A 25,892-nucleotide genomic window follows, 5' to 3' on the forward strand; every position below is an offset into this window, starting at 1 on the left:
ATAATTAAAAAGATTTCTATTTTCTTTTTCCGATAAAATTGAATAATTAAAGCAATTATAATCATTACCATAGTCATAGCTACAGAAAGAACATGAGTGTAAATTAATAAAGTCATGCTAATCGCCAGCATAACCCAAGATTCTTTTTTTGAGTCGTAAAGCTTTATAAACCCGAGTAAAATAAGAGGAAGTATTGACATTGCGAGTAATTCCCCCATTGCCCCTCGAAGAAATATTTCTACACTCCTAAAAGAAGATGTTGTATATATAATAGCGAAAAAGGAGCTAGTAACATGTTTTTTGGTAATTTCATACATTACATAATGACATATAAATAGAGTAATGAGCGTAACAATATAAAGAAAAAGGTTATAGCCTATTGCTAAATTAGTAAACTTGATCAATAAAAATAAAGGATATAGAGTTAACCATGGGTAAAAATTATTTACTTGCATGCCATATGATCTAAACGTTTCAAAATTAATAGGGGAGCTAAAAATAGATTCTAAACTTAACGCACGATTAATGTGAAATGCCGTATCATAAAAGCCAAATATTTCCATGTTTTTAAATGCTGGAAATAAATATAACAAACTAACAAATGCATAAACTATAAATATTTTTACAAAAAATTTTTTTTTCAAATTCATATACCACCTCATGTTTTTTTATATTACATATAGTATCATTTATTTTTTTAAAACACTAGATTAGTCACTATATAAATTGTGATTAATTTTATTATTAATAAAATATTTTTTATATTACAAAAGTAGTGTTTCAAAGTTAGTAGAGAAAATGTAGTTATATATTTAAATTTTTACCAGAAAGAAATGAACACCTTCAATTATCTAAATCTCGAAAATGGTTAGATGTAATCATCAGGAAAAACAATCTTAAACGAATTACTATTCATGGTCTTAGACACACACATGCTAGCTTGCTTTTAGCAAGCTAGTGCAAATATTAAAGATGTGTAAGAGCGTTTAGGCCACTCTTCTATTCAAATCATTATGGATTTATATATTCATATTACAGACAAAAGAAAAGAAGAAACCGCAGCGCAATTCGCAAAATATAGGCTCTATAATTTATGGGACTGATGAATCAAAATTGATTCTTCAGTCCCATTGTTATTTTAGGTATATGATTCATACATTGAAAGAGTTGAAAAACTATCTTCCGAAGCCGTCAAAAAGGACCCTGCCAAAAGTATTGATGGTGGATGAATTTCGTTCGCATGCTTCGATTGAGGATAAAATGAGCTTTATTTGTGCGGATGGCGAGACAGGAAAACTCATGGATATTTTGCCTACACGTAAATTACCGCGATTAACACACTATTTTAGTCGATGTACGAATCCTGAAGCTGTGGAATACTTAGTGACAGATATGAACACTGCCTATTTTCAATTGACAAAACGTGTCTTACCGAATGCGAAAGTCGTCATTGATCGTTTTCACATCATCAAACATCTGAATCAGGCATTCAATGATTTTCGTGTACAAGAAATGAAAAGATTACACCAGTTAGGGCAACGGAGAGAAGCTGAGAAAGTGAAAAAGAACTGGCGTTTTCTTCTAAAAAAACGTCAAAAAATCAATCACTATGATTACAAAACATGGCGCAGTTTTCGTGCACCTAAATACCCGCTACTCACTGAAGCAATGATGATCGATCGATTACTGGCATTTTCAACGCCTTTAAAGGAAGCCTACACTTTTTTCCATGAGCTGACCGAAGCCTTTCGAGACAAAGAACCTGACTTATTTTTTACCTTATTAAAAAATCTTCCTAAAACGCTTGATGCCCAATTTCGCACGAAACTTCAGAACCTTTTAACGCATGAGGAAGGCATTTACAATGCTATGATTTTCCCTTATTCTAATGGCAAAATTGAGGCCAAGAATACGCATATCAAGACACTAAAACGATTATCTTACGGATTTAAATCATTTGAGAACATGAAAATCAGGATTTTTTTGATCAATCAATTGATTCAAGTGAAATAACAAAAAAATCTGAGACAGAAGGTTAGTCCTTCTATCCCAGATTTCATTTTACAAGACTCATCAGTCCTTATTGACAAAGAGCCAGATTTCTCTTTACCAACATCATTTGACAAAGAGCCTGAATTTACCCTCTAATCTTAGTATGTTTTAATTGATTTCAGTTTTCAAATAATTAGTCATTCCACTTAAAATACCATATTTCGGTTGATAGCCAATTGACTGGATCTTAGTAATATCTGCTAGAGAGTCATGGATATCGCCCGAACGCTCTTCTTTGTATTCAAGTGTCAATTCTACACCGAGAATTTCATTGATTGCATTAATCAATTCCAAAAGTGTGGTTGCTTTACCCGTTCCAACATTGAATTGTTTCCCCAGTGCAGCTTCCTCATTCGCAACTAAAAGTAATGCTTGGATTACATCATCTATATAAACAAAATCTCTAGACTGGCTTCCATCACCAAATATCGTAAATGAAGTTGCTTCTCCTGCGATTTGTTTCTTATAGCGATCTACGAGAATAGAAATCACACCACTATATGGAGAATTTGGATTTTGATTTGGGCCATAGACATTGAAGAAACGAACTGCGCTACCAGGTACATCATATAAATGACAATAATCTAGCACATATTGTTCTGCAGCAAATTTATCAACCGCATAAGGCGTCAATGGGCGAATCACAGACTCTTCTTTTTTTGGCAAAGTCGGTTCATCGCCATAAACAGCCGCTGAAGAACTAAATACGATCCGTTTTAAATCATGCTGATACTTACGGATCAATTCTAAAATCATTAATACACTTTCAAAATTCACACGATGTGTTTCCACCGGTCTAGCAACTGAATCCGCCACACTAGCAACTGCTGCTAAATGAAAGATATAATCAAATTTATTAGCTTTCATGATCTCTTCCATCAAGGATTTCTCTGCAACATCCCCCTCAATAAAAGTAATATTTTTTGTCATATCAAGATTTTCTACTTTTCCCATTGATAAGTCATCAACGACGATTACCACATGTTCTTCTCCTAAATGATTAGCTAAGGTAGAACCAATGAAGCCAGCCCCACCGGTGATAAGATAACAGCTCATCCTTTTACCTCCGATATAAATAATTATAGATATCTTGAAGCTCCGAAGAATCTTCTAAAAATTTAGGAAACAAAAATTCTAACCATTTAAAATCTTCTTCACTATCAATATCTAAAATTAGATAATCTCTCATTTTTATTATCCCACATTGCCCATCAAAAATATAATTACTTTTTTTTAGAAATTCAGGTTTAAAAGAATACATTGAGGCATTCATTTCAAAAACTTCAGGTGTCTGTTGCCTAGATGTGTATCTTGATTTATTAACTATAGTAACTTCATTTTCAATTCTTTTTACCATATTAAAATAGGGATTACGTCTTGCAGAAACAACTGAAAAGTAGACGTCTTTATCTAAATTTTTTAGATGTTCATCTATTAATTCTTCAAGATTAGAAACTTCACGTAAAGGTGAAGTCAAATCTAAATCTATAATTAAATCAAATATATTATCTTCTCTTTCTAGTTGTAAGAATGAATCACGTATTACTTCAATTTTCCCTACAGTATCTGTAGCTAATTCAGGTTTACGTTCTACAATTTTCACAGACGGATTTAACTTAGTCGTCAATTCTACTAACTCATTACTGTCCGTATTCAAACAAGTCGTGCAATTATGTTCAGGATGTTTTTGTTGATAGATATCTATCATTGCTAAAGCGAAATGGACTAGGGGCTTTCCTGCCAAATATTTCAAATTTTTATTTTTAAACCCCTTAGACCCAGCTCTACCACAAATAGTAAATAAAATTTCCATTTATTTCTCCTCAGCTATTTTCAATACTTCGTTTGCATGATATAAATCATTCCAGTTTTCTTTGCCTGTTACTACGTTTTCAAAGAAATATTTCAACTCCTTCTCATACATATCATTAGCAGATTCAGGCATTTCTTTAACAATGTTTTCTTTAAAACTTATTTTATTATTTAATAAGTCAACATTGATACATTCATCTAAAGTAAACAATTGAAATTTTCTTGTAGGAACTCTTCCAAAATAATCTAAATGAATTTCTATAATTTTATCATCGTATCTCAATATATATGTTGCTAAATCATTACTGTTAATTTCAAGATTCGAATATTTACCAAACTGTTTTTTTACTGATTTAGGGAAACCAAATAGGTTTATAATATAATCCAATTCATGTATACAGTCTAATTCCACTCCTCCCCCCATAGATTTAAAGGCAGAATAATTATTTCTATAATCAGTACCTTTTCTCCAATCAGGAAGATAAGTAGAACAAATAGCTCTTACAGAATATACTTTTTTACTTTGAATACTATTACGAACAACTTCCATGATATTTTTATACCTAAGTGGAGCAGCAACATAAATATTTTTGTAATCATAATTATATTGAGTAAGATCAATACTCTCAGAAAAAGCAGGTTTTTCTAAAAATATGTAATCAACTTTTTCAACAATTACATTTAGTGTTTCCAGATGCTTAAAAGTCGGATTTGTAATAAAAGCTATATCATAATGTGTATCCAAATCGTCTCTATTTTGAATATACGTTATTTCTTCAAACTCTTTTTTTCCACTGCTACTATAAGCTGTTATATCAAAATTAATAGAATTCTTTTTTCCATAGCTTATTAGATTTTTTAGATGTCTCTTTCCAATTGACCCTAACCCAAAAAAAATTACTTTCATCATTAATTTACCTCAATGTCGTTAATTAAGTTAATAATATACTTATCTTTTTCAAAAGTATATTGGGGTTCCAATTTCTTTTCCAAAAGCGTGAAAAATTCTTTAATCTCCTCTAAATATGCATCTTCAATAATAGTATGTGAATAATTATTATCATGCATAACCTCATCGTACAATTGAATATCTGTCATACTAGAAGTTTCTTCATTCCATGAAAATAGAGAATCCGGATTACCTTCCCATTCTATTAAAATCTTTTCACCAATTATAGTTAAATTTCTTTTAGCTACTCTTGAAACAACATCTACACTTAAAGTTCCAACTATACCAGTTTCATGCTCAATAATAAGAGTGAAACTATCCGAATAATCAATATCAAGATTGGATAATTTCTGGGTCATTACAGTAAACGATTTAACTTTCCCAAATGTATCTATAATCCAAGGTAATTCAATAGCGAATATTTCTCTACACCCATTAGTTTTTTTGTTTGAAACAAAAAAATTGCGATAATCTTCCCAAGGATGCCAGTCGGGTAAATACTGTCCTACATGGTATTGATAAGAAATTTTTTTATTATGCGTCACTTTAGACTTAATGTATTGAATCTCTTTTCTCTTCAAAAATGTAGAAGATAGATAAAGTAATCTATCTTTCTTTTTAGCTACTTCGATTATTTCATCATAATATTCATTTAATAAATTGATTTCCGTAAAGATATTACAATCTAGATTTAAAGCCTCTTTTATAATAAATTCATGGGTTATAGGGGATGTACAAACAAAAACTGAATTTATTTCAAACAAATTTTTTGCCTCTGTTAGACTATTATAAGTTGGTATTCCAAATTCCTTTTCAACTTCTTTTCGTCTCGCCTCATTAGTATCAACACCACATAGTAAAATATCATTAAAGTGTTCTTGAATGAGTCTAAGTCTTCTTTTCCCCATGGAACCTAAACCAATAATTCCTATGTTCATAAAATATCACACCTACTTGAATATTTTTTTAAACTCATCAATAACAAATTCTTGTTCACTATCTGTCATATTACTTCCAGAAGGTAAGCATAAGCCGCTATTAAATAACTTTTCTGACACACTAAGATTATTATCATGGTAATACATTTTTACCCCTTGAAATACTGGTTGCAAATGTAGTGGTTTCCACAAAGCTCTTGTTTCAATGTTTTTTTCATTTAGTTTATTTATTACGTTAACTACTTGATCAATAGAATTGTAATCATTGATTGTTAAAGTAGACAACCAGCGATTTGGCACCATGCCATCCACTTCTGGCATCATTTCAATTCTATCAATTCCAGAAAAAGCTTCCTTATATCGATTGAAAATTTCTCTTCGTTTAGCTACTCTATCATTCAATACTTCCATTTGTCCACGTCCGATACCGGCAGAAATATTGCTTAGACGGTAATTATAACCTATTTCGCTATGTTGATAATACGGTGCTTGATCTCTTGCTTGTGTTGCTAAAAATCTTGAATGCTCAACATATTTTTTATCACTAGACACTAGAGCTCCTCCACCTGAGGTTGTGATGATCTTATTACCGTTAAATGAATAGATCCCAATTGTCCCAAATAAGCCTGACGAAATTCCCTTATAAGTAGAACCTAACGATTCCGCTGCATCTTCTATCACTGGAACATTAAATTGGTTTGCAATAGCTAAAATTCGTTCATAATCAGCCATTTGACCATATAAATTCACTACGATGATTGCCTTAGGTAATTGGTTGTTTCTTTCAGCTTCTTCTAATGCGCTCTCTAGTGCAACAGGGCTCATATTCCATGTATTAGGTTCTGAGTCAATGAACACTGGTACAGCCCCTTGATATAAAATAGGATTTACTGTAGCTATAAAAGTAAATGAAGGAGCAAAGACAATATCGTTTTTTCCAACATTAAGCAGTCTTAAGGCAAGATGTATGGCAGCTGTACCTGAACTTAACGCAGAAGCTCCGCCCTTAGAACCAGTATATTTTGTAATACTTTCTTCAAATTTATCCACATTTTCACCTAATGGCGCTATCCAATTATCTTTAAAAGCCTTAGCAACATATTTTTCTTCTGTTCCTCCCATATGAGGACTTGATAATAAAATTCTAGAATTCAAAATTAATTCCTTCTTTCTTAATTTTAGCTGGATTGCCATAAGCTAAGGAATGTGAGGGAATATCCTTAACAATAGTGCTCCCTGCGCCTATCATACACCAAGATCCAATTTTCTTCATCTGGATACATTGAGAACCAATTCCTATTTGAGTTCCTACACCTACATGTACTCCACCCGCTAAGCATACACCTGGAGATAAATGAACATAGTTATTAATTCTACAATCATGCTCAACAATGCTACCTGTGTTTATTATAGCATGCTCTCCAATTACAGCACCTGGGTTAATTACAGAATTCGCAAAAATAACAGTTCCATAACCAATTGAAATTTCTTTTGCCACTATAGCACTTGGATGAACAGCTATTCCATATTGCTCACTTGGCATATTCAATTTTTTTATAATCTTTTTTCTTACTACACAGTCACCAATAGCTACAATAAATTTATAGATTTTTTTTTTGCTATCCGCCCAGCTATTCAATTCGTTTATTTTCCCAAGATATTTCAGATCTTGCATTTTATTTTGCTTATCATCAAAAAATCCATATATTAACTTATTTTCTAATCTTAAGGTTTCAATAATGACTTTTGCGTGTCCGCCAGCCCCAATAATAATATATGGATCACTAGTATATTTTAATAAGCTATTTGTTTTTGAATCCACTTAATATCTTCCCCATCATTCAATATTTGATTCAATGTTTTTGTTATTCTTCTAGAACTGTTGCCGTCACCGTAGATGTTCTTAACATTTTTCAAGCTTTTTATAAACTGAGGATCTTGTATTTTATTCAAAGCAGTTTCAATTTCATTTTCATTTAGATTTGCATTTATAATATTTTTAGATTGTTCTCGTCCATTTTGTCTGGTTCCTAAATTTATTACTGGTATTTTGAATGATGCAGCTTCAATTATCCCAGAAGAAGAATTTCCGATCATAAATTTGCACTCTTTTAATATAGTCAGGTATTCCTCCGGCTCTAAATTCGTAATATAAATAATATCCGTTTTTAAATATTTCTGGTACATTTTTCTGATAATTTCGCTGCCAGCATCACTATTAGGTAAAATGCAAATAATTGGTTGAGATTGTTGTTCCATTGAATTGATCAAAGCTAAAACTTGTTTTTCTATATTTTCTAGTTCGGTTACAACTGGATGAAATACTTGCAAAACGTATTTTTTCTTTTCAAATTTTAGATGATATTTTTCTTTTATATCTCTAAAACTAGGTAATCTATTATTTAAAATAGTATCTATTCTAGGAGCTCCGACGGAAAAAACTCTCCAAGAATCTTCCCCCATTTTTATTAAACGCTCTTTGCTTTTTTCCGTAGCAGCAAAATGAACAGATGCTATTTTCGTTATGGCATGTCTTATTGATTCATCTACAGTACCAGACACTTCGCCTCCGTGAATATGTGCTGTTTTGATTCCAAGATACAAACAAGCTATCGCAGCTGCCAACATTTCTCCTCTATCCCCTAGTAATAATACAAAATCAGGGCTAGTTTGTTCAAATATATTTGTGAAACCATTTATCTCTAATGCCACAGACCGAGCCATGTTTCCCTTATTGTTCTCTAAAAACAAACTTTGGACTTCTCCACTAATTCTAAATCCGTCAGCTAAGATCAATTCTTTAGTAAATCCATATTTATGGGATAAATGCATTCCAGAAATAACAAATGATACATCCCAATTATCTTGTAGTAAATTCTCAGCAACAGGTTTATATATTCCATAATCAGCTCGTGTTCCACTTACTATAAGTATTTTTTTCATTCAACATCTTCCTCAAGCAGAACACTATCTGCACTTATTGGTCTTTTAACTTTTTTGCCAATATATTGATATAAAAACTTAGGAGCTATTCCATTTCCAGGACGTTTTATTGTAAGAGATTTCTCTGTAAGAATATCTCCCACATTTAAATTCTCAGTGACCACTAGGCTTTTTCTTGATACTTCTTTTGTACTAAGTTCAGAAGGCATTGCTCGCTTAACACCATCACCTAAAAATATTTCAGTGTTTCTAATATGCTTTACAAAATCTGCAAATTCCTGAGGATCTAAAGAAGCTTTATGATCTGGACCAGGTAGTTCCTTATCCAAGGTAAAATGTTTCTCAATTACCTTAGCACCCATTGCAACAGCACAAATACCAACATCATATCCCAATGAATGATCGGAGTACCCAACGGGTATCCCGAACATTTCTTTTAATGTGTTAATCGCCAATAAATTAATATCTTCAGAACTAGCCGGATAATTTGAAGTACAATGTAAAATAGTAACTGGACTATCTATGAAACAATCTACAGCCTCACTGACCTCATGAATATCAGCCATACCTGTAGATAATAAAACTGGCAACCCATACATATCTATTTTTCTAAGAAAAGGTAAATTTGTTAAATCTCCTGAGCCAATTTTAAATCCTTGTACACCAATTTGTTTTAGAAAGTCTGCACTTTCTTCATCAAAAGGAGTAGACAAAAAATCAATTTTATTTTGTATACAATAATCTTTTATTCTAATAAAATCAGATTGAGATAATTCTAATTTTTTTAGCATTTCAAATTGAGAACTGTCCTCTTTAAGATTATCCTTCTGATATTTTGCCATTGGAGCCTTTTTGGAAACTAGCTTATTCGTTTTAAATGTTTGAAATTTAACCGCGTTAGCTCCACATTCTTTAGCTTTATCAATACTTTCTAAAGCTAAATCTAGACTTCCATTATGGTTTACACCAATTTCTGCAATTACATATACTTCTGATTTCATCATAAAACTCCTTACCAAGTCACGACATTATTCTCTTTTGCGATTCTAATAAATTCCTGTCCACTCATTAATTCTGTTGCATCTGAAGAGTATGCAGTGATTTTAATTTTTTCATAATCTTTGTACAGTTCGTCAGTAGCATGATAGTGTGGTGGAATGATATACATTTTATCATTCTCATATGAGCGTTCAATTTCGTCTGTAGTCATTAGCTCTTCATATAATTTTTCTCCTGGCCTGATACCTACAACTTTTATTTCACCTCTATATTTTTCATCATGTGTATCATTATATATTTTTATTAATGATTGAGCTAAAGTTAAAATATTGATTGCCGGCATTTTTAAGACATATGTTTCTCCAAATTTTGAATTCATGGCAGCAGACAGAACTAATCTTGCAGCATCCGGTATTGACATCATAAATCGTGTCATATCAACATCTGTCAAAGTAATATCTTTATTGTTTTTTATTTGTTTACTAAAAAGAGGAATAACAGATCCACTTGACCCCATGACATTTCCAAACCTTACACAAGAAAATATTGTTTCTGTTTTTCCTTTATACTGATTGGCAGCTATTATTAATTTTTCACTCAATAACTTTGTCGCACCCATCGTGTTAGTAGGACTCACTACTTTATCTGTACTGATACCTACAAAATGTTTTACATTATTTTTGATCGCTGCATCTATTACATTTTGAGTTCCCATCACATTTGTTTTTACAGCTTCCATAGGATTATATTCACTTGCTGGAACGTGTTTCATTGCGGCAGCATGAAAAATAATATCCACATCACGACATGCATAATCAATCCTTTGAGAGTCTCTGATATCACCAATTAAAAATCTCAAATTAGTGTGATTTGAGAGCTCTTGTTGCATATAAAATTGTTTTTCTTCACCTCTACTATAAATTCTGATAGCTTTTGGTTCATATTTTAAAAGCTGACGAACAATTTCACTTCCAATGGAACCAGTTCCGCCAGTTACTAATATTGTTTTTCCTTTAAACACTTATATCTCCTCCTATGAATTATAGTCATCTATAATTCGATTCTTAATCTTTAAAAAATATATAACTAAACTAATTATCAATAATGATGTCAAAACGTAACGAATCAACATTTGATTGATTAAAATATGAAGTATCAAAGAAAAAATTGATACAAAAATTATTATGATACATATTTTTTTTGTGTCAAATAATTGTTTATTCGTAATTTTTTTAGCGATATTATAATGAAAAATAAAAAGTAAAAAATACGTAAATACGGTTGTGTATCCAGCAGCAATTATTCCTAACCTAGGTATGAAAATCATGTTTAATAGTATATTAACTATAGCACTTGCTACTGTACCAATCGCAATAAACGATGTTTTTTTCTCATAAAATTCAGCATTAACTGGTAAACTATATAAAAACTGAAAGAAATAGCCTAAGGTTATCGGAATCACTAAAGATAACCCAGAATAATAGTCTTTCGGAGCCATAAATTTTGCTAAATCAATCGAAACTACCATTACAATCATCGTAATCAAAGTAAAGACTACTAAATAATAGTTACTAACTTTCTTCACTTTTTTTTCATTATTTTTACTCATCTCACCATAGAACCATGGAACCCAGGCGTTATTAGTAGACATCCATATTACGCTTAGAATAATACCTATGTTACTAATGTAGGAATATATTCCCCCCGCAGCAGGACCTAAATAAGAATTAATCATAATTCTATCGAATTGTGCTAAAACTATATTTGCTAAGGAATGTGGGATTAGCGGCAAAGAGATTTTTAAAGCGTATCTCCACTGTTTTTTATCAAAAAAATGAGCACCCTTTATCATTATTCTTAAATAAATTACTAAACCTATCAACACAAATGACAGTGTTCCGCCGACTACTCTGCCAACATATTTATCATCAAAATATAATGTCTGCATCAAAGCTACAGAGATTGCAATATTCAAAAAAGTAGATATAAAAGATAAAATCAAATATTTAAAATGGTTAAAGTTAATCGTAAAATAAGACTGGATATAACTAATTACAAAACTAGCAAAACTTTGTAATAACATCAAATTAAATACAAGTTGGTTCATATCAAAAAAAGCATTTGAAAACAAAAAATATATGTTCCCTATTAATAAGAACACAATTAACGAAAGTGTAGCTAGAGAAAGTACCGATGACATAAATTCATTTATGTCATCTTTATAGTCAAAACTTGCATTATTAATTGCCGAATTTAGGCTTAGCCCAACAAGAATCGAAAAAATTGATACAAATGAAGTGAAATTATTAATCAAACCATATTCTGCTTGAGTAGTAATATTTACAAAAATAGGAATAGTTATGAATGAAATTCCCTTAATAAAAAAATTCCCTATAGTATACCAGAAACTGGACTTAACTAATTTTGACTTGGAAAGTGTGTTAAATAATCCCATACTCTACCAACTTTCTTAATTCTGCCCAGTTTTCTGGGAGTAAAATTTTTTCTTCTGATAGACGGTTATATTGTTCACAGAAAAGAACAATATTTGTCAATGTTTCTTTTTTATCTTCAGATAATGCTGTATATTCATTTAAAATTAATTTAGCCAACATAATAGAGTTGATCGTCTTTTCAAACATCATAGATGGTGAAAAAGAAATTGTAGATATAGGACTAATCAAAAGTGTTGAAGAGAAGTCATTTTCAAGTAGCAAGACTTCAAACGGTAAACTGGAATTCAATATGTTTTTTTCACCATAACGATTTGTCCTTGCTCTAGGATGAAGCTTAATTAAAGTTTCTTTTTTTCCAGAAAATATACTATTTACTTTAGCGAAAATATCTGTTTCATCTATGCCATAACCATCAGATAATAAAGGTTGATCAAAAAAGATACATTTATCTCCGACAAAAACTTCTTCTATCCCAAAGATTGATTGTATGTTTTTCATCAATTTACTGTTTTCATCTATCTTGGGAATTTTTTTTATATTTTTTACATCATAAAGTAACAATTCCGGACAATAGACAAAATAATCGTCAATTTTTTTTTTGAAGATGCTATTTTTATTTAATATTTTAAAAACTCTTTGAACGTTTTTACTTGTTGAAAATATACTCTTCTTCAAATAAGTACCCAAACCATCTTCTATATAATTTAGTTTTACATCTGGATTTTTTTTGTAAACATTGGAGAAAAGTATTTTTGTGAAATAATTTTCCCCCTGTATAAAAATTTCATCATAAACGGATAAATCATCCGAGAAAAATTGATTATGGTTAGTTAACAAGTTAATTTTACGTTTAAAGGAAGAACCGATTTTCCGGTGATTCACAAAAACAACATCATTAAATAGCCCTAATTCTTTTATACGCTCACTATATCTTCTAGCGTTTTCAAATTCAGAATAAATAAATAAATCTCCTTTTGATTCTCGGTAAAAATTTTGATAAACATTTAATATATTAATCAAATGTAAAGGAGTCCAAGCAATGAAAGCTGTCTTCATATTAATTCTCCTTTTTTAAATACAAGTAAGAAATGCTTCCCAAATAATACCAGAAAACAATTGAAATGACATCGCGCTTATTGAAAAGTACATGAGCCTCCACCATTTCATCTATAAAAATAGATAGTATAAAAATTAAAACAATACCAAGAAACGCATAATTCACTTTACTTCTAAAAAATGTTTTGAGTAAACTAAAGATATTTAACACATAGAAAGCATAGATACATATAAAAGCAATTATACCACTTGATACAAGTACTTGAAGAAATCCATTATGCATGTTTCCATGTGCTCTTTTTAGTTCATTCACATCTGTAGTATCAATATCTACTTTTTTCAAAAATTTTGCATCGCTATTCCCATAGAAATCGGTCTCTCCATAGCCAAATAACAAAGTTGGTCTTATAACTTTAAGCGCAGCTTTCCAAATCGTAAAACGACCAGCTGAAATTTCGGAGTTATCACTAGAATGCTGTAATATTACTTCTTTTTCTGGAAGTGGAGTTTTATCTGATTCATTTGACTCTATAACTTCTACTTTTCTATCAATCGATACAGGAATTGTTGCTAAAAAATCCTTAGCATAATTAGTACCAAAAGAAAAATATACCAATAGAACTAATAATATGCTTACCATCCATTTGATTTTTACAGGTAGTACTTCCCTAATGCTCTTTCTAAATTTTGAATTGGCAAACAACAAAAGAAATAATACTAAAAAAGAACAAATTACTACCTGGGCACCTCTAGACGAAGAAAGTGTAATATAAAATATTTGTACGATAAAATTCATCATATAAAAAACACGAATCGTTTTTGTTATTTTTGAAATTAATACACTAATTAAACTTAAAATAATAGAAGTATATCCAAACATAGCTCCAACATTTGGACTTGTATAGACACCAAATAACCGATGTTCAATAAAACCTTGTCTTGCAAATAATCCTGGCGTTCCTGTTGGGACATGATAAGAAATCAAAAAAATAAATTGATAGATAGATATTAGTGCAGCTAAAAAAATTATGATAATGAAAACATTATTAAAATACACCATTTTTTTCTTTTTTTCCTCTTCACTTTGTGAAAAGTCTGAAGGAAAAATTACTATCAAAGTAATCAGCAAATATCCAAAATTATAAATAGACGGAATTAAAAAATTTTCTCTGTTAATGATTATAGTTAAGATAAAACTAATCATTGCTACAATCAACAGCCAAGAAAAACGCATTTTAAAAAAATTTTTCTTTATAAAAACCTCATACAAAACTATAATTCCACCCCAAGCAAAAGCTATTTTCATCGGGATATTAGTTACATTAAAAGTACTAGGCATAAAATAAAGCAGACAAATGATTAAATTTATTACTCGAAACGCATCTCGACTTAATAAACTCTTCTCTAAAACAGGTACTATTCTATTCATCTATATTTCCAACTTTCAAAATTTCTTTATCAATTCTATTTAATAGTTTATCAGAGTAATCCGATTTAACTTTTCTTACAAATAATTTTTCACTTTCTTTTATTTGATCTATATCCCTTTCATCAAACCATTTGTTCATGGAAGGATCAATAATATGAATATTTGCTAATTTCGAAGTTTGTAAAGTAGTTTCTTCAATATTTTTCAATTCAAGTGGTAAATCTGGTCCTCCAATAACATTTTTATTTTTGAACGAGGAATTAAAAAAAAGTGTATGAAAAAATTTTTCATCTGGAGCAAACATACCTATTTTAAAATTCAGGTAGTCTTGTTGATTTTGTTCATACATTTGTATTAATTCTGTTAGGCATTCTTTCGACAAAGCCCACCATTGAGAACCATGATACAAATCAAATTTATGGTGTCTAATTTTTGGGGGAAGTTTAATCATCCTCAGACAACGATTAATTATAGCTCTAAAAATTTTAAATGCAGTTGTGTTATTCCTATTAATTCTAGGATAATCATGTTTTTGATATACATCTATATGTTTATAATAAAATTCTTTATGTTTAATTTGATCTAGATCTATTCCACGAATAAACTCCACTGAACTATTCTTTTTAAAATAATTATAAATATACTCATTATCTTTGATTGGATAATCAGCACCAGATAATAATACATATTTTAAATATTTCTCATTTTGTAATGCTCTCTTTACTAAATTGATTTCTGCTTGTACAATGGAAAAACCACCCCAATAAATTTTAACACGGTTTTTATTACATAAAAATTCAACATTATCATATGATTTAAATGCTTCAATAAATGGTTCTATATCAGTTTTTTTATCTATATGAATAATAAAAACTGCATTTTCGTTCAATCGATTGACCAATCTCTTTAAGTTGCCAATATCATTGTATGCCAATATCAAATAACATATTTTCAAAAATAATCACTCCTAAAATATCTTGAACATTTTTAATGATCTCTACTATATATACTCTCCATTTGTTCAGTAGTGTACGAAACATCATAACTCTTTAGTTCTTGTGTTATTTTATTAGCATACGGCTCTTTTATTACTTTTTTTGCCCATTCTTGTGGTGTTTCATCTAATGATACAAAATCCACATTATTTGTTAACTTTGTATCTTTGGAAATAGTATCTGCTAAGACTAATTTTAATTTTGCTGCTTGTGCTTCTAATCCAACCATTGGCAGGCCTTCATAAAGAGAAGGCATTACAAAAACATCCATCACAGATAATAACTCGGAAATATCGTTTCTTTCTCCTAAAAATTTTACTCTTTTCTCTATATCCAATTCTACTGCTTTGGCTTTCAGTTTATTTCTAAGTGACCCTTCACCTACTAAAATCAAGTAAGAATCAGAATTCATTTTTAGTATTTCTAAAAAAATCTCTAACAAATAAGATTGATTTTTTTGTTTCTCTAATCGTCCAATGTTTCCCACAACAAAAGTACTCATTGAGATATCCAATTCTTTTCTCTTATTAACCTTAGCTTCTGAATTTTTACTATAAAGCTCTAAATCAATACCATTATGAACTATCTCAAAGGGATGGTTTTGAAACAGACTTTCACCAGCTTCTTGACTAACGGCAAGGTAGTCTGTTGCATTTTGTAACAACAATTTGGTTAAAAATTTACGCAATACATTCATTACAATATTTTGAGATTTTCCATCTTCAGTTGCATGGCTATGAGCAATTCTCTGTCTGATTCCATTCTTTTTGGCTAACCATAAATTAATTCCCCCGCCAAAATAAACCTGATTGTGAACTATAGAAAAAGATTCTTTTTTTAGTAACTTATTCACTTCTATTAAATATTTAAAAATATTTTTCTTAGGATTAGGTACAACAAAAATACGGCCTCCTAATCTTTCAATCTCTGAATGATAGTCTTGAACATCTGCATAATCTTCATAAATCAAAAAATCAAATTGATAGTTTGTACGATCAATTTTACGATATAAATTCATCATGAAAGACTCTGCTCCACCTAAACCCATTCGTCCCTGAAAGTGCAAAATTCTTTTCATTATATTTTCCTCCATTAACTAATATACTCGCTTCAAAGCAGCCATTAACCCTGGCATTTTCACTTCAACGAAGCTTCCAACTTTTACAGCAGATAAAAATAGTGGAGCTGGCATATTGTAAAGCAACTTTGTTATTTTTTTTGCTGAAGAATCCGTCTTAGCAATTTGCTTGGCTTCTCGGATCACTGGATCACTCAATATCTGCTTTGCTTCGTCTTTCTTCTCTTTTGAATTTCTTGCGGAGGTACTATAAATAGAAAAAATAACTGAAGTTGTCCCTTTTAAAAGAAGCGCCGCCATACCGTCTTTATTAATACCGTCTGTTACAGTATTTGCTAATGAATAGAATTCTTTAAATGTTTCGAACTTGTTAGGTCGGTATTGATTAGTGATCCCCTTCCCACCTTCAAATTCATAAATATATTCTACTTTTGGGTTCATGATCACTTGATGACAGTATTCATAATAATGTAAGTTAAATATTCGATCCTCACAACTATTATAAGTTTTAAATAGAATTTGGTTATTTTTCAGAATATCGCTGCGATAGCATTTATTCCATACAACATACATCAACTGTTCATTCATTAATTGATACATGTCTTTTATGAACTCTTCGTGAGTTAAATAGTGATATTCTGTAACTAAGTTTTCTTTTTCGGAAACAATCTTTCCCTCGTCCATTGTACGAAAAACAAACGAACTAACAACAAGATCCGCTTTTGGACTCTTTTCTAGCAAATGATCATAATCTGACAAGATCGTTTTTACTGGCGTGTCATCTGCATCGAAGAATAAGAGATATTCTCCTTTTGAGTGTCTTATTCCTTCGTTTCTTGCTAAGCCAGGCCCTTGATTGGTCGTAGTAATCAATTCAAAACGTTCATCATTTTCAATCAGTTCTTGAATGATTTTCTGTGTTTGATCCGTTGATCCATCATTTACTAAAACGACTTCGTACTCTTCATAATCCAATTCTTTTAGAATATCAATCGTTCGACCAATAGTTGCTTCTGCATTATATACTGGTACGATTATGCTGAATTTCGGATTGTTCATTTTTACGCCTCCCAACTAGCGAAAGATTTTTTCATTCGGAAAAGCAATTTCTGCCAATGAGATCACATTTTCGTCTTCTTCAAGTCCTTGAGAGGACATTTTATCAAATAGGATCTTGATGGTTTGCAGTAAGATCTTTAAATCAAGCATCAATGAATATTTTTTGATATAAAGTAAATCAAAACGTAATTTACTGTTGTAATCAGAGACATATTTCCCATAGACTTGTGCATACCCAGTGATACCGGCACGAACATTATGCCGTAAGTAGTAATAAGGGTTTTCTGCATTGAACTGATCGACGAAGAAAGGACGTTCAGGACGTGGTCCTACGATCGACATATCGCCTTTCAGCACATTGAAGATTTGTGGTAATTCATCAAAGCGGACAGCTCGAATAAATTTGCCTACAGGTGTTACTCGTGCATCATTGCTCTTAGCTAAAACTGGTCCAGATTTTGCTTCGGCTGTGGCAGTCATCGAGCGGAATTTATAGATTGAAAATTCCTTTTGATTTTTTGTGATCCGCACTTGTTTATAGATGATTGGTCCCGGTGATGTCACTTTGACTAAAATTGCTGTGAATAACATAAAGGGTGAAGCAATAACTAGTAAAATAAGTGAAACGATGATATCAAACAAACGTTTGAATAGTTCATATTCAGGTTGGATTCTAAATCCAGATGCTTCAATGATACTTTCATCTTCAAAATTCATAATATTTGGATTGATCAATGTCAAGTTTTCAAATGTTGTATTCAAAAATAATTTTTTTTCATTTTTAGTAACTAATTGATAGATTTTGATTTTTTCAGCTTCTTCGATATGAGAAGCAAGATAGACAATATCGATGTCTTTAATCATATTTTTGATATTTGCATAATAGTTATCAAGAATGACTGCTTCGACTTTATGTTTGTTGTTTTTCTTTGAACCAAAATTTTGGATTGCTGGTGCGACATCCTTTTCTAACCCAATGATGACGACCTTTTTATCTCGGCTTACTCGTAAATAAAGTTTATATACGAGAATACGATAGATACTTAAGAAAAGCGTACCAAGGACAAATGAAAGTAAGATAACGAGACGTGGAAAAGCAAACCAACGGCCCGCAAAAGTCACTACCATGATCCCTAGTGTCATCAATACCTGACCGATGACTGTGACAAACACGATGTCACTGATCATTCGATTATAAAAAACATATGCACCCAACAAAATGTTCAACGCAATAAAGATCACTGAAATAATAATTGCTGAGTGTTGGAAAGTTTCTAGATTTCGTAATGGGATCTCTCCACGAAACTTCAGTAAGAAACTACTATATATTGCTACATTGTATACAATAACATCCATTAATATAATGAATATCCGTCGTGCAGCACTCCATTCTCCATTTTTATTCATATATACACTCCTAATCACAAAATAATACCTCTATTATCTTACCATAGCCACCTTTAAAAACCTAGTTTATAAGCAAATTGTAATGGAATTTAAAAATGTCTAATAAAAAGCTTTATACACCTCTAATCAGGATAAGAACGCTAAAGTACAAATCTCCAGATGAATCGATTTTCACTATTGTTGGTAAATTAAAGAAGTCGAAGTATTTGCTACTTTTTCTTTTACCCACTCATAAAGTGAACCTTTACCTTTATATTTTTCAGATACTCCACCTTCCCAAATCACTGTCTAGCCTATAAGAATACCTGTATTTCATGGAGAATCGAAAAAAATTGAAATCGATTTTTAATGACATTATGCTTATAGAAGAAAGTGAGGTAATATCTTATGAATAAACAAGAGTTACATGATTTTATTGGTTTTCGACAACCAAATATATGTCAAGTTGTTGCATATAAGGATGGGGTAGAAGTTTATACAGATGAATGGAATGGTTATAAAAAAGATGATACTTGTCATATCATGTCAGCAACGAAAAGTATTGTATCTTTGCTGATTGGCATTGCTTTAGAACAAGGATTAATCAAAAGTATCGATGATAAAGTATTAGATTATTTTCCAGAATATAAAGTGAAACGTGGGGAGAAAACTATTTACGCTATTACAATCAAGCACTTGCTAACAATGAAAGCACCCTATAAATGTAAAGGCGATCCATGGACAAAAGTCTGTTCAAGTGAAGATTGGACAAAAGCATCACTAGATTTATTAGGAGGAAGAAAAGGTATAACCGGCGAATTCAACTATCAAACTGTCTGCTTACACATATTAACTGGCTTGTTGTATCAGACAAGTAAGCTAACAACTGTTGATTTTGCCAATAAGTATCTATTTGATCCTATAGGGATACCAAACCATGTCAATTATTATGCTAAAACAGCTGAAGAACATAAGCAGTTTACAATGGATAAGTCTCCTAAAACCAATATCTGGTTTTGTAATCCACTAAATATCGGGACAGCAGGATATGGTTTGTGTTTATCGGCAAGTGATTTGGCAAAAATTGGTGTATTATGCCTAAATAAAGGGATGTATAAAGGAAAACAAATCGTACCACCCAAGTGGATAAATGAGATGTTCAAACCTAGAACCGGTGCTTTAGAAGACTTACAAAATATGAGATATGGCTATTTATGGTGGGTATTAGATTCTGAGAACAAAATATATTCAGCAATTGGCAATAGCGGAAATGTACTTTATATTGACGCTAAAAATAATCTGGTTATTTCTATCACTTCTTATTTTAAACCCATGATAATTGATAGAGTGGCTTTTGTAGAGGAATACCTTAAACCATTTATTTTAAAATAGCTTATATTAAAATAAAGTATCGATTCTTTGACAGCTAGGGTTCGTGAAACTTTGACTATGATTTTGTATCTATTGGCGCTCTGAGCATGAATAAGAGCGTGGGACAAAAGTAAGAAACACTTTTGTCTCATTCTTTAAAAACGAATAAACGTTGGGAGCAGAAGCAACTCCTTCTTAAATAAGCCGAAATTCACAAAAATTTGAAAAGCAATTTTCGTGAATTTCTTCTTATTTCTCGGAGTTAAACACTTCTGTCCCAACCTCGACTTATTTTTTGGAGTCGGCACCTTCTGCCTTTTTTGACAAAAAAATATAAAAAGCCGTTATGTGCGAGCGAATCACAACATAACAGCTTTTTATTATAGTTTAATCTGGTCTCAACGAAAAGTCGCCGATTCCTTCTTTTGTTAAATTATCATTGTAAAATGGATCATGTGCAATATATGCTGGCCATTTATCTTGCATTTTTTTGATTTCACCAGCAAATCGTTTTTGCTTTGCAGGGGTATCTTCATACCCTCTGGATTTTGATTCAAAATGATACAGTTCTACTTGGTGTGCATAAACATTGTATCTACCTAATTCATAGATTTTCAAACATAGATCGACATCATTGAATGCCACTTCTAGCGTTTCATCGAATCCATTGACAGCTTTAAAATCAGCTGCTTTAACCATCATACAAGCAGCCGTGACCGCTAGATAATTCACATCGATGACTAACCGACCAAAATAACCGCAGTGGGTACGATCGTAGTTATTCAACGCGTGCCCTGCAACCCCACCAATTCCGACAAGTACACCTGCATGTTGAGTCGTATCATCTGGATAATACAACTTCGCTCCAACGCAACCGATACGATCAAACTGAGCATAAGAAACCATTGTCGTCATCCAATTTGGTTCAATGACTTCGGTATCATTATTTAAAAACAAGAGATATTTTCCACTTGCTTTTTCTGCAGCTAAATTGTTTATTCGAGAATAATTGAAAGGAATATCGATCAACTCCACGATAAATCGTTCGTCCAATTGCTTTTTGTATTCAGCGAACAGCTCTTGCATCTTAGGATCTGTACTCCCATTATCTGCAATAATGATCTCATAATTTGGATAACTTGTTTTTTCAATGATTGAGTCGACGCATAGTTTCAGATCATCATACCCATTTTTTGTTGGGATAATGACACTGACCAGCTCTTCTTGCAATACCTCATAAGTGACTTCATAGAAACCTGAGATCAAACCTGGACGGACGGTCCCTTTGATCCCTCTTCTATTTAGAGCATCAGTTAAAGCTTTCACGCCAGAATCATAGATATAACTTTTCGCTTCGCCGCTGCTGGCTGTTGAACCTGGAATCGTTCGCCAATGATAAAGTACTTTATCAATATGGTAAATATGGTCTTCAGGGATCTGTTCTGTCACTCGTAGGACTAAATCATAATCTTGCGATCCTTCATACCCTTTTCTAAATCCACCAAGGGACTTGACGATACTTGAACGATAAACACCTAAATGTGAAATGTAATTATTTCCCATTAGAGTATCTGGTGACCAATCTGCTTTGAAATGTGGATCGAAACGATTCCCCTCAGCATCGATCTTGTCTTCGTCACTATAGATCACATCAAGTTCAGGTCGCTCATTTAAAACTTTCACTACTTCAAAAAGTGCATGAGGTGGTAATTCATCATCATTGTCCAGCAAAGCAATGAATTCACCAGTTGCGATTTCTAATGCAGAATTTGTTGCTAAACTGATATGCCCATTTTCTTTTCGAAAGACAACTTTGATCCGTGGCTCTTTTTTCTCATAAGCTTCTAAACATTTCTTGATTTTGGGATCGGTAGATGCATCATCACTGATACACAGTTCCCAGTTATCATAAGTTTGATTTATCACAGAATCGATACACTCTTCTAACCATTTGATTTCTACATTGTAAACGGGCATCGCTATGGAAATCAGCGGGCGATAGTCAAATTTTTTAGACTGCTCTTGTTGACTTTTCAAATCGATATTTTCGTGGCGAGTGATCCACTCTGCATAATCGATTGAACCTGGTTTTAGTTCTAGTTTTACTCGGCGAATTGCTTTTTTTACACCATGTGTTCTGGCATAATTGATGCCTTTTTTCAATAACCGTTTTTTCTTTTCCCAACCAGTTTCTAGTCCATCATCATAAGGGTAACGACTATTTAGTTTCACAGCGATCCCATTTTGATGTTTTTTGGTCTGGAAGTCGAGGATTGCTCTGCCTTTTAATCGTCCAGATAAGCGGATCGAAAAACCGCTTGGTGTTTTCACATCTAAGTTGTATAAATGATTGATATCGAGTCGAACGACATTTGTTACCTCTGCGATAACATTTTCTTTATCTACTTTGATATGAGGAATCTCTTTTGTAACCTCATCGACTGCCCAACCGACGATCAGCAAATCGCCCGTTGCTCGTTCGCGGGTGATTTTATCAATAAATACGGCAATTTCTTTTTTTTGCACTATCTTCCGTTCTCCTTTATCTTTCTTGAATAAATGTGATCAGATTTCTACAAACCATGTTTGCCCATTCTCAGCTGTCAACTCGACCATAAATGAGCGTTGGTCTTGCTCACTTAGTATCTGTAACTCAAAACCAGCTTTCATTCCTGCTGGGAGTTGTTCTGCCTGATTGACTTCAGGACGTTCAACCTGTAACACATTAAAATAAGGAGATTGGTTTTCTGACAAATGATACGCTAACGGTTTACGATCACTATTCGAAATCCCCCATCCTATGATCGTCAATAGTTTCTTTTCAGGATTCCATGATCGACTATCGACACATAAAGATAGTTCTTTTGCTTGGATTTTCTTTGGTGTTTCTTTTAGTCGTTTTCCACGTGATTTGATCGTGAACTCTTGTTCATCTAATAACGAATAATAACGAGTAGTAGTTGTTTGCAAGTAATGATCTAATGTCGTCTTGTCGATTCTTAATTGCTGATTTTCTTTTTCAAGCATATCGATTCTTGTTTCAAGTTGCTGTTGGTTTGCTGCTAATGGTTTGATCGTAGCTAGCAATTCTTCCATCGTTTTAGTTAGTTCACCAATGAATCGATAATGGCAATGAACCGTTATCTCTTTCCCAGCAACATTAGAAAGAAGAAACATTGGTCGTTCTTTTCCATCAAATAAGTAGCAATCACTTGGTGTACGGATCACCGCATTTGTTTGAAGATACTCGCCTTTCTCTCCAGAAATCTCCACTTGAAATTCGATGGTACTTGGTTGTTCTTCAAACAAGAAGGAAACAGTTTCTACATCTTCTGGGATAGAAAAAGAGAGTACTTGGTTTTCACCGGTATGATTGTTGAACGGAATCGTTTGACTCGTTTCTTGACTGGCAGTTTTTTGTTTCATGTCCATTAGTCGTACATAATTTGAATTTTGCGGTTCAGAAACTTTGTTCTTTTCCACCGGATGTTTCATCAACGAGAAGAAATACTGATAAACTTCTCCGAATGGGCGCATTTTGAAATCATAACGGACCGCTTCAGGTAATTCTCCATAAGTTGATTTTAACTCTGTATCTCCTACTGCTAAATAAAGGTAATCCTCGATATTGACATATAACCCAGCTTTTTCAAAAACTTTTTGGAAGCCCTCATGCGTATAAAAAGAATTATGTGTTTCATCTAACAAACCGTAAGAAGCCCAAGGTAGTTCATTATTGAAGAGGTGGATCATCACTGAATTATGAACGAGATTTGGAAATGTGATGAGTATCTCACCATCTTCATTTAAGAATTCTCTGACCTTTTTCAAGGTTGTTCCTGGATTGACTAAATGTTCTAAAACATCTGCAAATAAGATATAGTCAAATGTTTGACCAGCGTAGTAATTCGCCCATTCAAAACTTTCGATATCGCCATAGAAGCCATCTTGTGAAAACTCATTGACAAAATCAAACAATTCTTTGTCTAGTTCCACGATACTTACTTGACAATTTTTTGCGCCGATTAAATGTTTCGTCAATCGGCCATTACCTGGGCCAAATTCCAATACTTTACTTCCAGGTTTGATTTGAGCAGCAATTTTACCTACACTACTTTGCTCGTCTAAATCCATCTCAAAATCATATTTCATCGCTCTGATTACCTTCTTCCCATTTATGGTCCAAGATCACGATTCCTTCGCCGATATACGAACCATTGACAAATAGATTCATATATTTTGTTTTGTAGACTAAAGGAACAGTGGCATTTTCTTCAAAGACCGCTACATCAAAATAATACTCGCCAGCCAATAGGCCAAGTTTGTTGTATTCTAAATAAAAAACATTCTTCCCTTTCTTCCAAGGAATCTTGATTCCATCAAGCAACGTGTTTAATCCACAAACATAAAAATTATCTACTGTTCGTAACGCAATCCCCAACACTGGATTTTTGATCGTTTCTTCTTTTACTTCGTAAGTTACTTTGACGTAAAGCGTTTCTCCTTGTTGAAGGACATCGATCGGCTTTTTGTCTTTATCTAATAGTTCAGCGCTCAGCACATCAACAATATCTGGAGCAGCAAAACGTTCTACTTGGTTTTTGTTTCGGTCAACTGTCTTGACTGATTTTTTCTTCAAGAAGTTCTCATAATTCGTGGTAACATCCATTGTATCGCCGTATTCCACGACTTCTCCATTTTTCAACCAATAAGAACGATCACAGAATCGGCGGACTGAACTTATGTCATGAGAAACGAATAAAATTGTCTTACCTGAATTTTTGATTTCAGTAAATTTTTCCATACACTTCAATTGGAACTCCAAGTCACCGACAGCTAATGCTTCATCCACGATCAAAATATCTGGATTGACATTGATGGCAACCGCAAAAGCTAAACGTACGAACATCCCACTTGAGTATGTTTTTACTGGCTGATAAATATGGTCACCGATATCTGCAAATTCAATGATATCATCCACCATCCCGTCGATCTCATCACGAGAAAAGCCTAAGACCATTCCATTTAAATAGATATTTTCATAGCCAGAATACTCTGGATTGAATCCTGAACCTAATTCTAGCAAAGCAGAGATTTTTCCTTCAATCTCCATCGTGCCTGAAGTCGGAGTCAATACCCCGGTGATGATTTTAAGCATCGTTGATTTTCCTGATCCGTTTTCTCCAACAAATCCGATCATCTCACCTTTTTTTATTTCAACATTGATATTTTTCAATGCATAAAAGACATCATGATAAGATTTTTTAAAGGGATTCAACGCTTCACGAAAACGATCTGAAGGTTTTGCATACATATTATAAGATTTTGTAATATTGTTTAATTTAATCGCATACTCTGTCATGTTTATA

At 32.3% G+C, this 25,892-nt stretch carries 21 protein-coding genes and 1 pseudogene; 2 read left to right on the forward strand and 20 right to left on the reverse strand.

Translation table 11 applies throughout. The features are described 5' to 3' along the window. Nucleotides 1-662, reverse strand: a 662-nt coding sequence (locus tag ED2_RS01765; protein ID WP_217994428.1) for a glycosyltransferase family protein, incomplete at its 3' end; no start/stop codon positions are given. A gap of 484 nt (nt 663-1,146) precedes the next feature. On the opposite strand from ED2_RS01765, the pseudogene ED2_RS01770 reads away from it, so the two are divergent. Then, nucleotides 1,147-2,013 (forward strand): annotated as a pseudogene (locus ED2_RS01770) (ISL3 family transposase); the annotation flags it as partial. Nucleotides 2,014-2,160: 147 nt separating this feature from the next. Here ED2_RS01770 and ED2_RS01775 read toward each other — a convergent pair. Genes ED2_RS01775 through ED2_RS01850 form a run of 16 tightly spaced genes read right to left on the reverse strand, consistent with a single transcriptional unit; the run spans nt 2,161 to nt 19,173 of the window. Further along, a complete protein-coding gene (locus tag ED2_RS01775) occupies nt 2,161-3,108 on the reverse strand; it encodes an NAD-dependent epimerase/dehydratase family protein (RefSeq protein WP_016177097.1) in 948 nt (315 codons plus the stop codon). 4 nt (nt 3,109-3,112) lie between these two features. Then, nucleotides 3,113-3,865, reverse strand: a complete 753-nt coding sequence (locus tag ED2_RS01780; RefSeq protein WP_002289370.1) for an acylneuraminate cytidylyltransferase family protein — start codon at nt 3,863-3,865, stop codon at nt 3,113-3,115. Beyond that, nucleotides 3,866-4,774: a Gfo/Idh/MocA family oxidoreductase gene (locus ED2_RS01785; protein WP_016177096.1), complete on the reverse strand. Its 909-nt coding sequence runs from the start codon at nt 4,772-4,774 to the stop codon at nt 3,866-3,868. Next, the gene (locus tag ED2_RS01790) at nt 4,774-5,751 is read right to left on the reverse strand and encodes a Gfo/Idh/MocA family protein (protein WP_060789682.1); all 978 of its coding nucleotides are present in this window, start codon (nt 5,749-5,751) and stop codon (nt 4,774-4,776) included. The genes ED2_RS01785 and ED2_RS01790 overlap by 1 nt, the downstream gene beginning before the upstream one ends. A 12-nt stretch (nt 5,752-5,763) precedes the next feature. Then, nucleotides 5,764-6,945: a DegT/DnrJ/EryC1/StrS family aminotransferase gene (locus ED2_RS01795; RefSeq protein WP_002289364.1), complete on the reverse strand. Its 1,182-nt coding sequence runs from the start codon at nt 6,943-6,945 to the stop codon at nt 5,764-5,766. Then, on the reverse strand, nt 6,896-7,573 hold the full coding sequence (locus tag ED2_RS01800; protein ID WP_016177094.1) for an acetyltransferase: 678 nt from the start codon (nt 7,571-7,573) through the stop codon (nt 6,896-6,898). The genes ED2_RS01795 and ED2_RS01800 overlap by 50 nt, the downstream gene beginning before the upstream one ends. Beyond that, nucleotides 7,546-8,694 carry a UDP-N-acetylglucosamine 2-epimerase gene (gene neuC / locus ED2_RS01805; RefSeq protein ID WP_016177093.1) on the reverse strand — a complete coding sequence of 383 codons (1,149 nt, stop codon included), beginning with the start codon at nt 8,692-8,694 and terminating at the stop codon, nt 7,546-7,548. The genes ED2_RS01800 and neuC overlap by 28 nt, the downstream gene beginning before the upstream one ends. After that, nucleotides 8,691-9,695, reverse strand: coding sequence for an N-acetylneuraminate synthase (gene neuB, locus ED2_RS01810; protein WP_002292874.1), 1,005 nt, complete (start codon nt 9,693-9,695; stop codon nt 8,691-8,693). Before neuB ends, neuC begins: the two co-directional genes overlap by 4 nt. Nucleotides 9,696-9,706: 11 nt before the next feature. After that, on the reverse strand, nt 9,707-10,714 hold the full coding sequence (locus tag ED2_RS01815) for a UDP-N-acetylglucosamine 4,6-dehydratase family protein (RefSeq protein ID WP_002289359.1): 1,008 nt from the start codon (nt 10,712-10,714) through the stop codon (nt 9,707-9,709). Between the two features lie 12 nt (nt 10,715-10,726). After that, nucleotides 10,727-12,148 (reverse strand): oligosaccharide flippase family protein, encoded by a 1,422-nt coding sequence (locus ED2_RS01820; protein WP_016177091.1) that lies wholly within the window; start codon nt 12,146-12,148, stop codon nt 10,727-10,729. Continuing rightward, nucleotides 12,135-13,205 (reverse strand): polysialyltransferase family glycosyltransferase, encoded by a 1,071-nt coding sequence (locus tag ED2_RS01825; RefSeq protein ID WP_002292876.1) that lies wholly within the window; start codon nt 13,203-13,205, stop codon nt 12,135-12,137. The genes ED2_RS01820 and ED2_RS01825 overlap by 14 nt, the downstream gene beginning before the upstream one ends. 1 nt (nt 13,206) lies before the next feature. Further along, complete coding sequence (locus ED2_RS01830) at nt 13,207-14,634, reverse strand: O-antigen ligase family protein (protein ID WP_016177090.1); 1,428 nt, start codon at nt 14,632-14,634, stop codon at nt 13,207-13,209. After that, nucleotides 14,627-15,589 (reverse strand): beta-1,6-N-acetylglucosaminyltransferase, encoded by a 963-nt coding sequence (locus ED2_RS01835; protein ID WP_002289068.1) that lies wholly within the window; start codon nt 15,587-15,589, stop codon nt 14,627-14,629. The genes ED2_RS01830 and ED2_RS01835 overlap by 8 nt, the downstream gene beginning before the upstream one ends. Before the next feature lie 32 nt (nt 15,590-15,621). Then, nucleotides 15,622-16,707 carry a glycosyltransferase family 1 protein gene (locus tag ED2_RS01840; protein WP_016177089.1) on the reverse strand — a complete coding sequence of 362 codons (1,086 nt, stop codon included), beginning with the start codon at nt 16,705-16,707 and terminating at the stop codon, nt 15,622-15,624. An 18-nt stretch (nt 16,708-16,725) separates the two neighbouring features. Beyond that, nucleotides 16,726-17,766 (reverse strand): glycosyltransferase family 2 protein, encoded by a 1,041-nt coding sequence (locus ED2_RS01845; protein WP_016177088.1) that lies wholly within the window; start codon nt 17,764-17,766, stop codon nt 16,726-16,728. Between the two features lie 15 nt (nt 17,767-17,781). Continuing rightward, complete coding sequence (locus tag ED2_RS01850) at nt 17,782-19,173, reverse strand: sugar transferase (protein WP_016177087.1); 1,392 nt, start codon at nt 19,171-19,173, stop codon at nt 17,782-17,784. A 387-nt stretch (nt 19,174-19,560) separates the two neighbouring features. Between ED2_RS01850 and ED2_RS01855 the strand changes: the two genes are divergently transcribed. Continuing rightward, nucleotides 19,561-20,544 (forward strand): serine hydrolase domain-containing protein, encoded by a 984-nt coding sequence (locus ED2_RS01855; protein ID WP_016177086.1) that lies wholly within the window; start codon nt 19,561-19,563, stop codon nt 20,542-20,544. Between the two features lie 366 nt (nt 20,545-20,910). On the opposite strand, the gene ED2_RS01860 is transcribed toward ED2_RS01855, so the two are convergent. From ED2_RS01860 to ED2_RS01870, 3 genes are read right to left on the reverse strand one after another with little or no spacing between them, the layout of a single operon-like run. Continuing rightward, complete coding sequence (locus ED2_RS01860; protein WP_005880966.1) at nt 20,911-23,049, reverse strand: glycosyltransferase family 2 protein; 2,139 nt, start codon at nt 23,047-23,049, stop codon at nt 20,911-20,913. Between the two features lie 39 nt (nt 23,050-23,088). Beyond that, nucleotides 23,089-24,675, reverse strand: coding sequence for a class I SAM-dependent methyltransferase (locus ED2_RS01865; protein WP_005880968.1), 1,587 nt, complete (start codon nt 24,673-24,675; stop codon nt 23,089-23,091). Further along, nucleotides 24,665-25,885: an ABC transporter ATP-binding protein gene (locus ED2_RS01870; protein ID WP_005880969.1), complete on the reverse strand. Its 1,221-nt coding sequence runs from the start codon at nt 25,883-25,885 to the stop codon at nt 24,665-24,667. The genes ED2_RS01865 and ED2_RS01870 overlap by 11 nt, the downstream gene beginning before the upstream one ends. Nucleotides 25,886-25,892: the final 7 nt, after the last annotated feature.

It is taken from the genome of Enterococcus durans NBRC 100479 = LMG 10746, assembly GCF_001544215.1.
GTDB classification, from domain to species: Bacteria; Bacillota; Bacilli; order Lactobacillales; family Enterococcaceae; genus Enterococcus_B; species Enterococcus_B durans.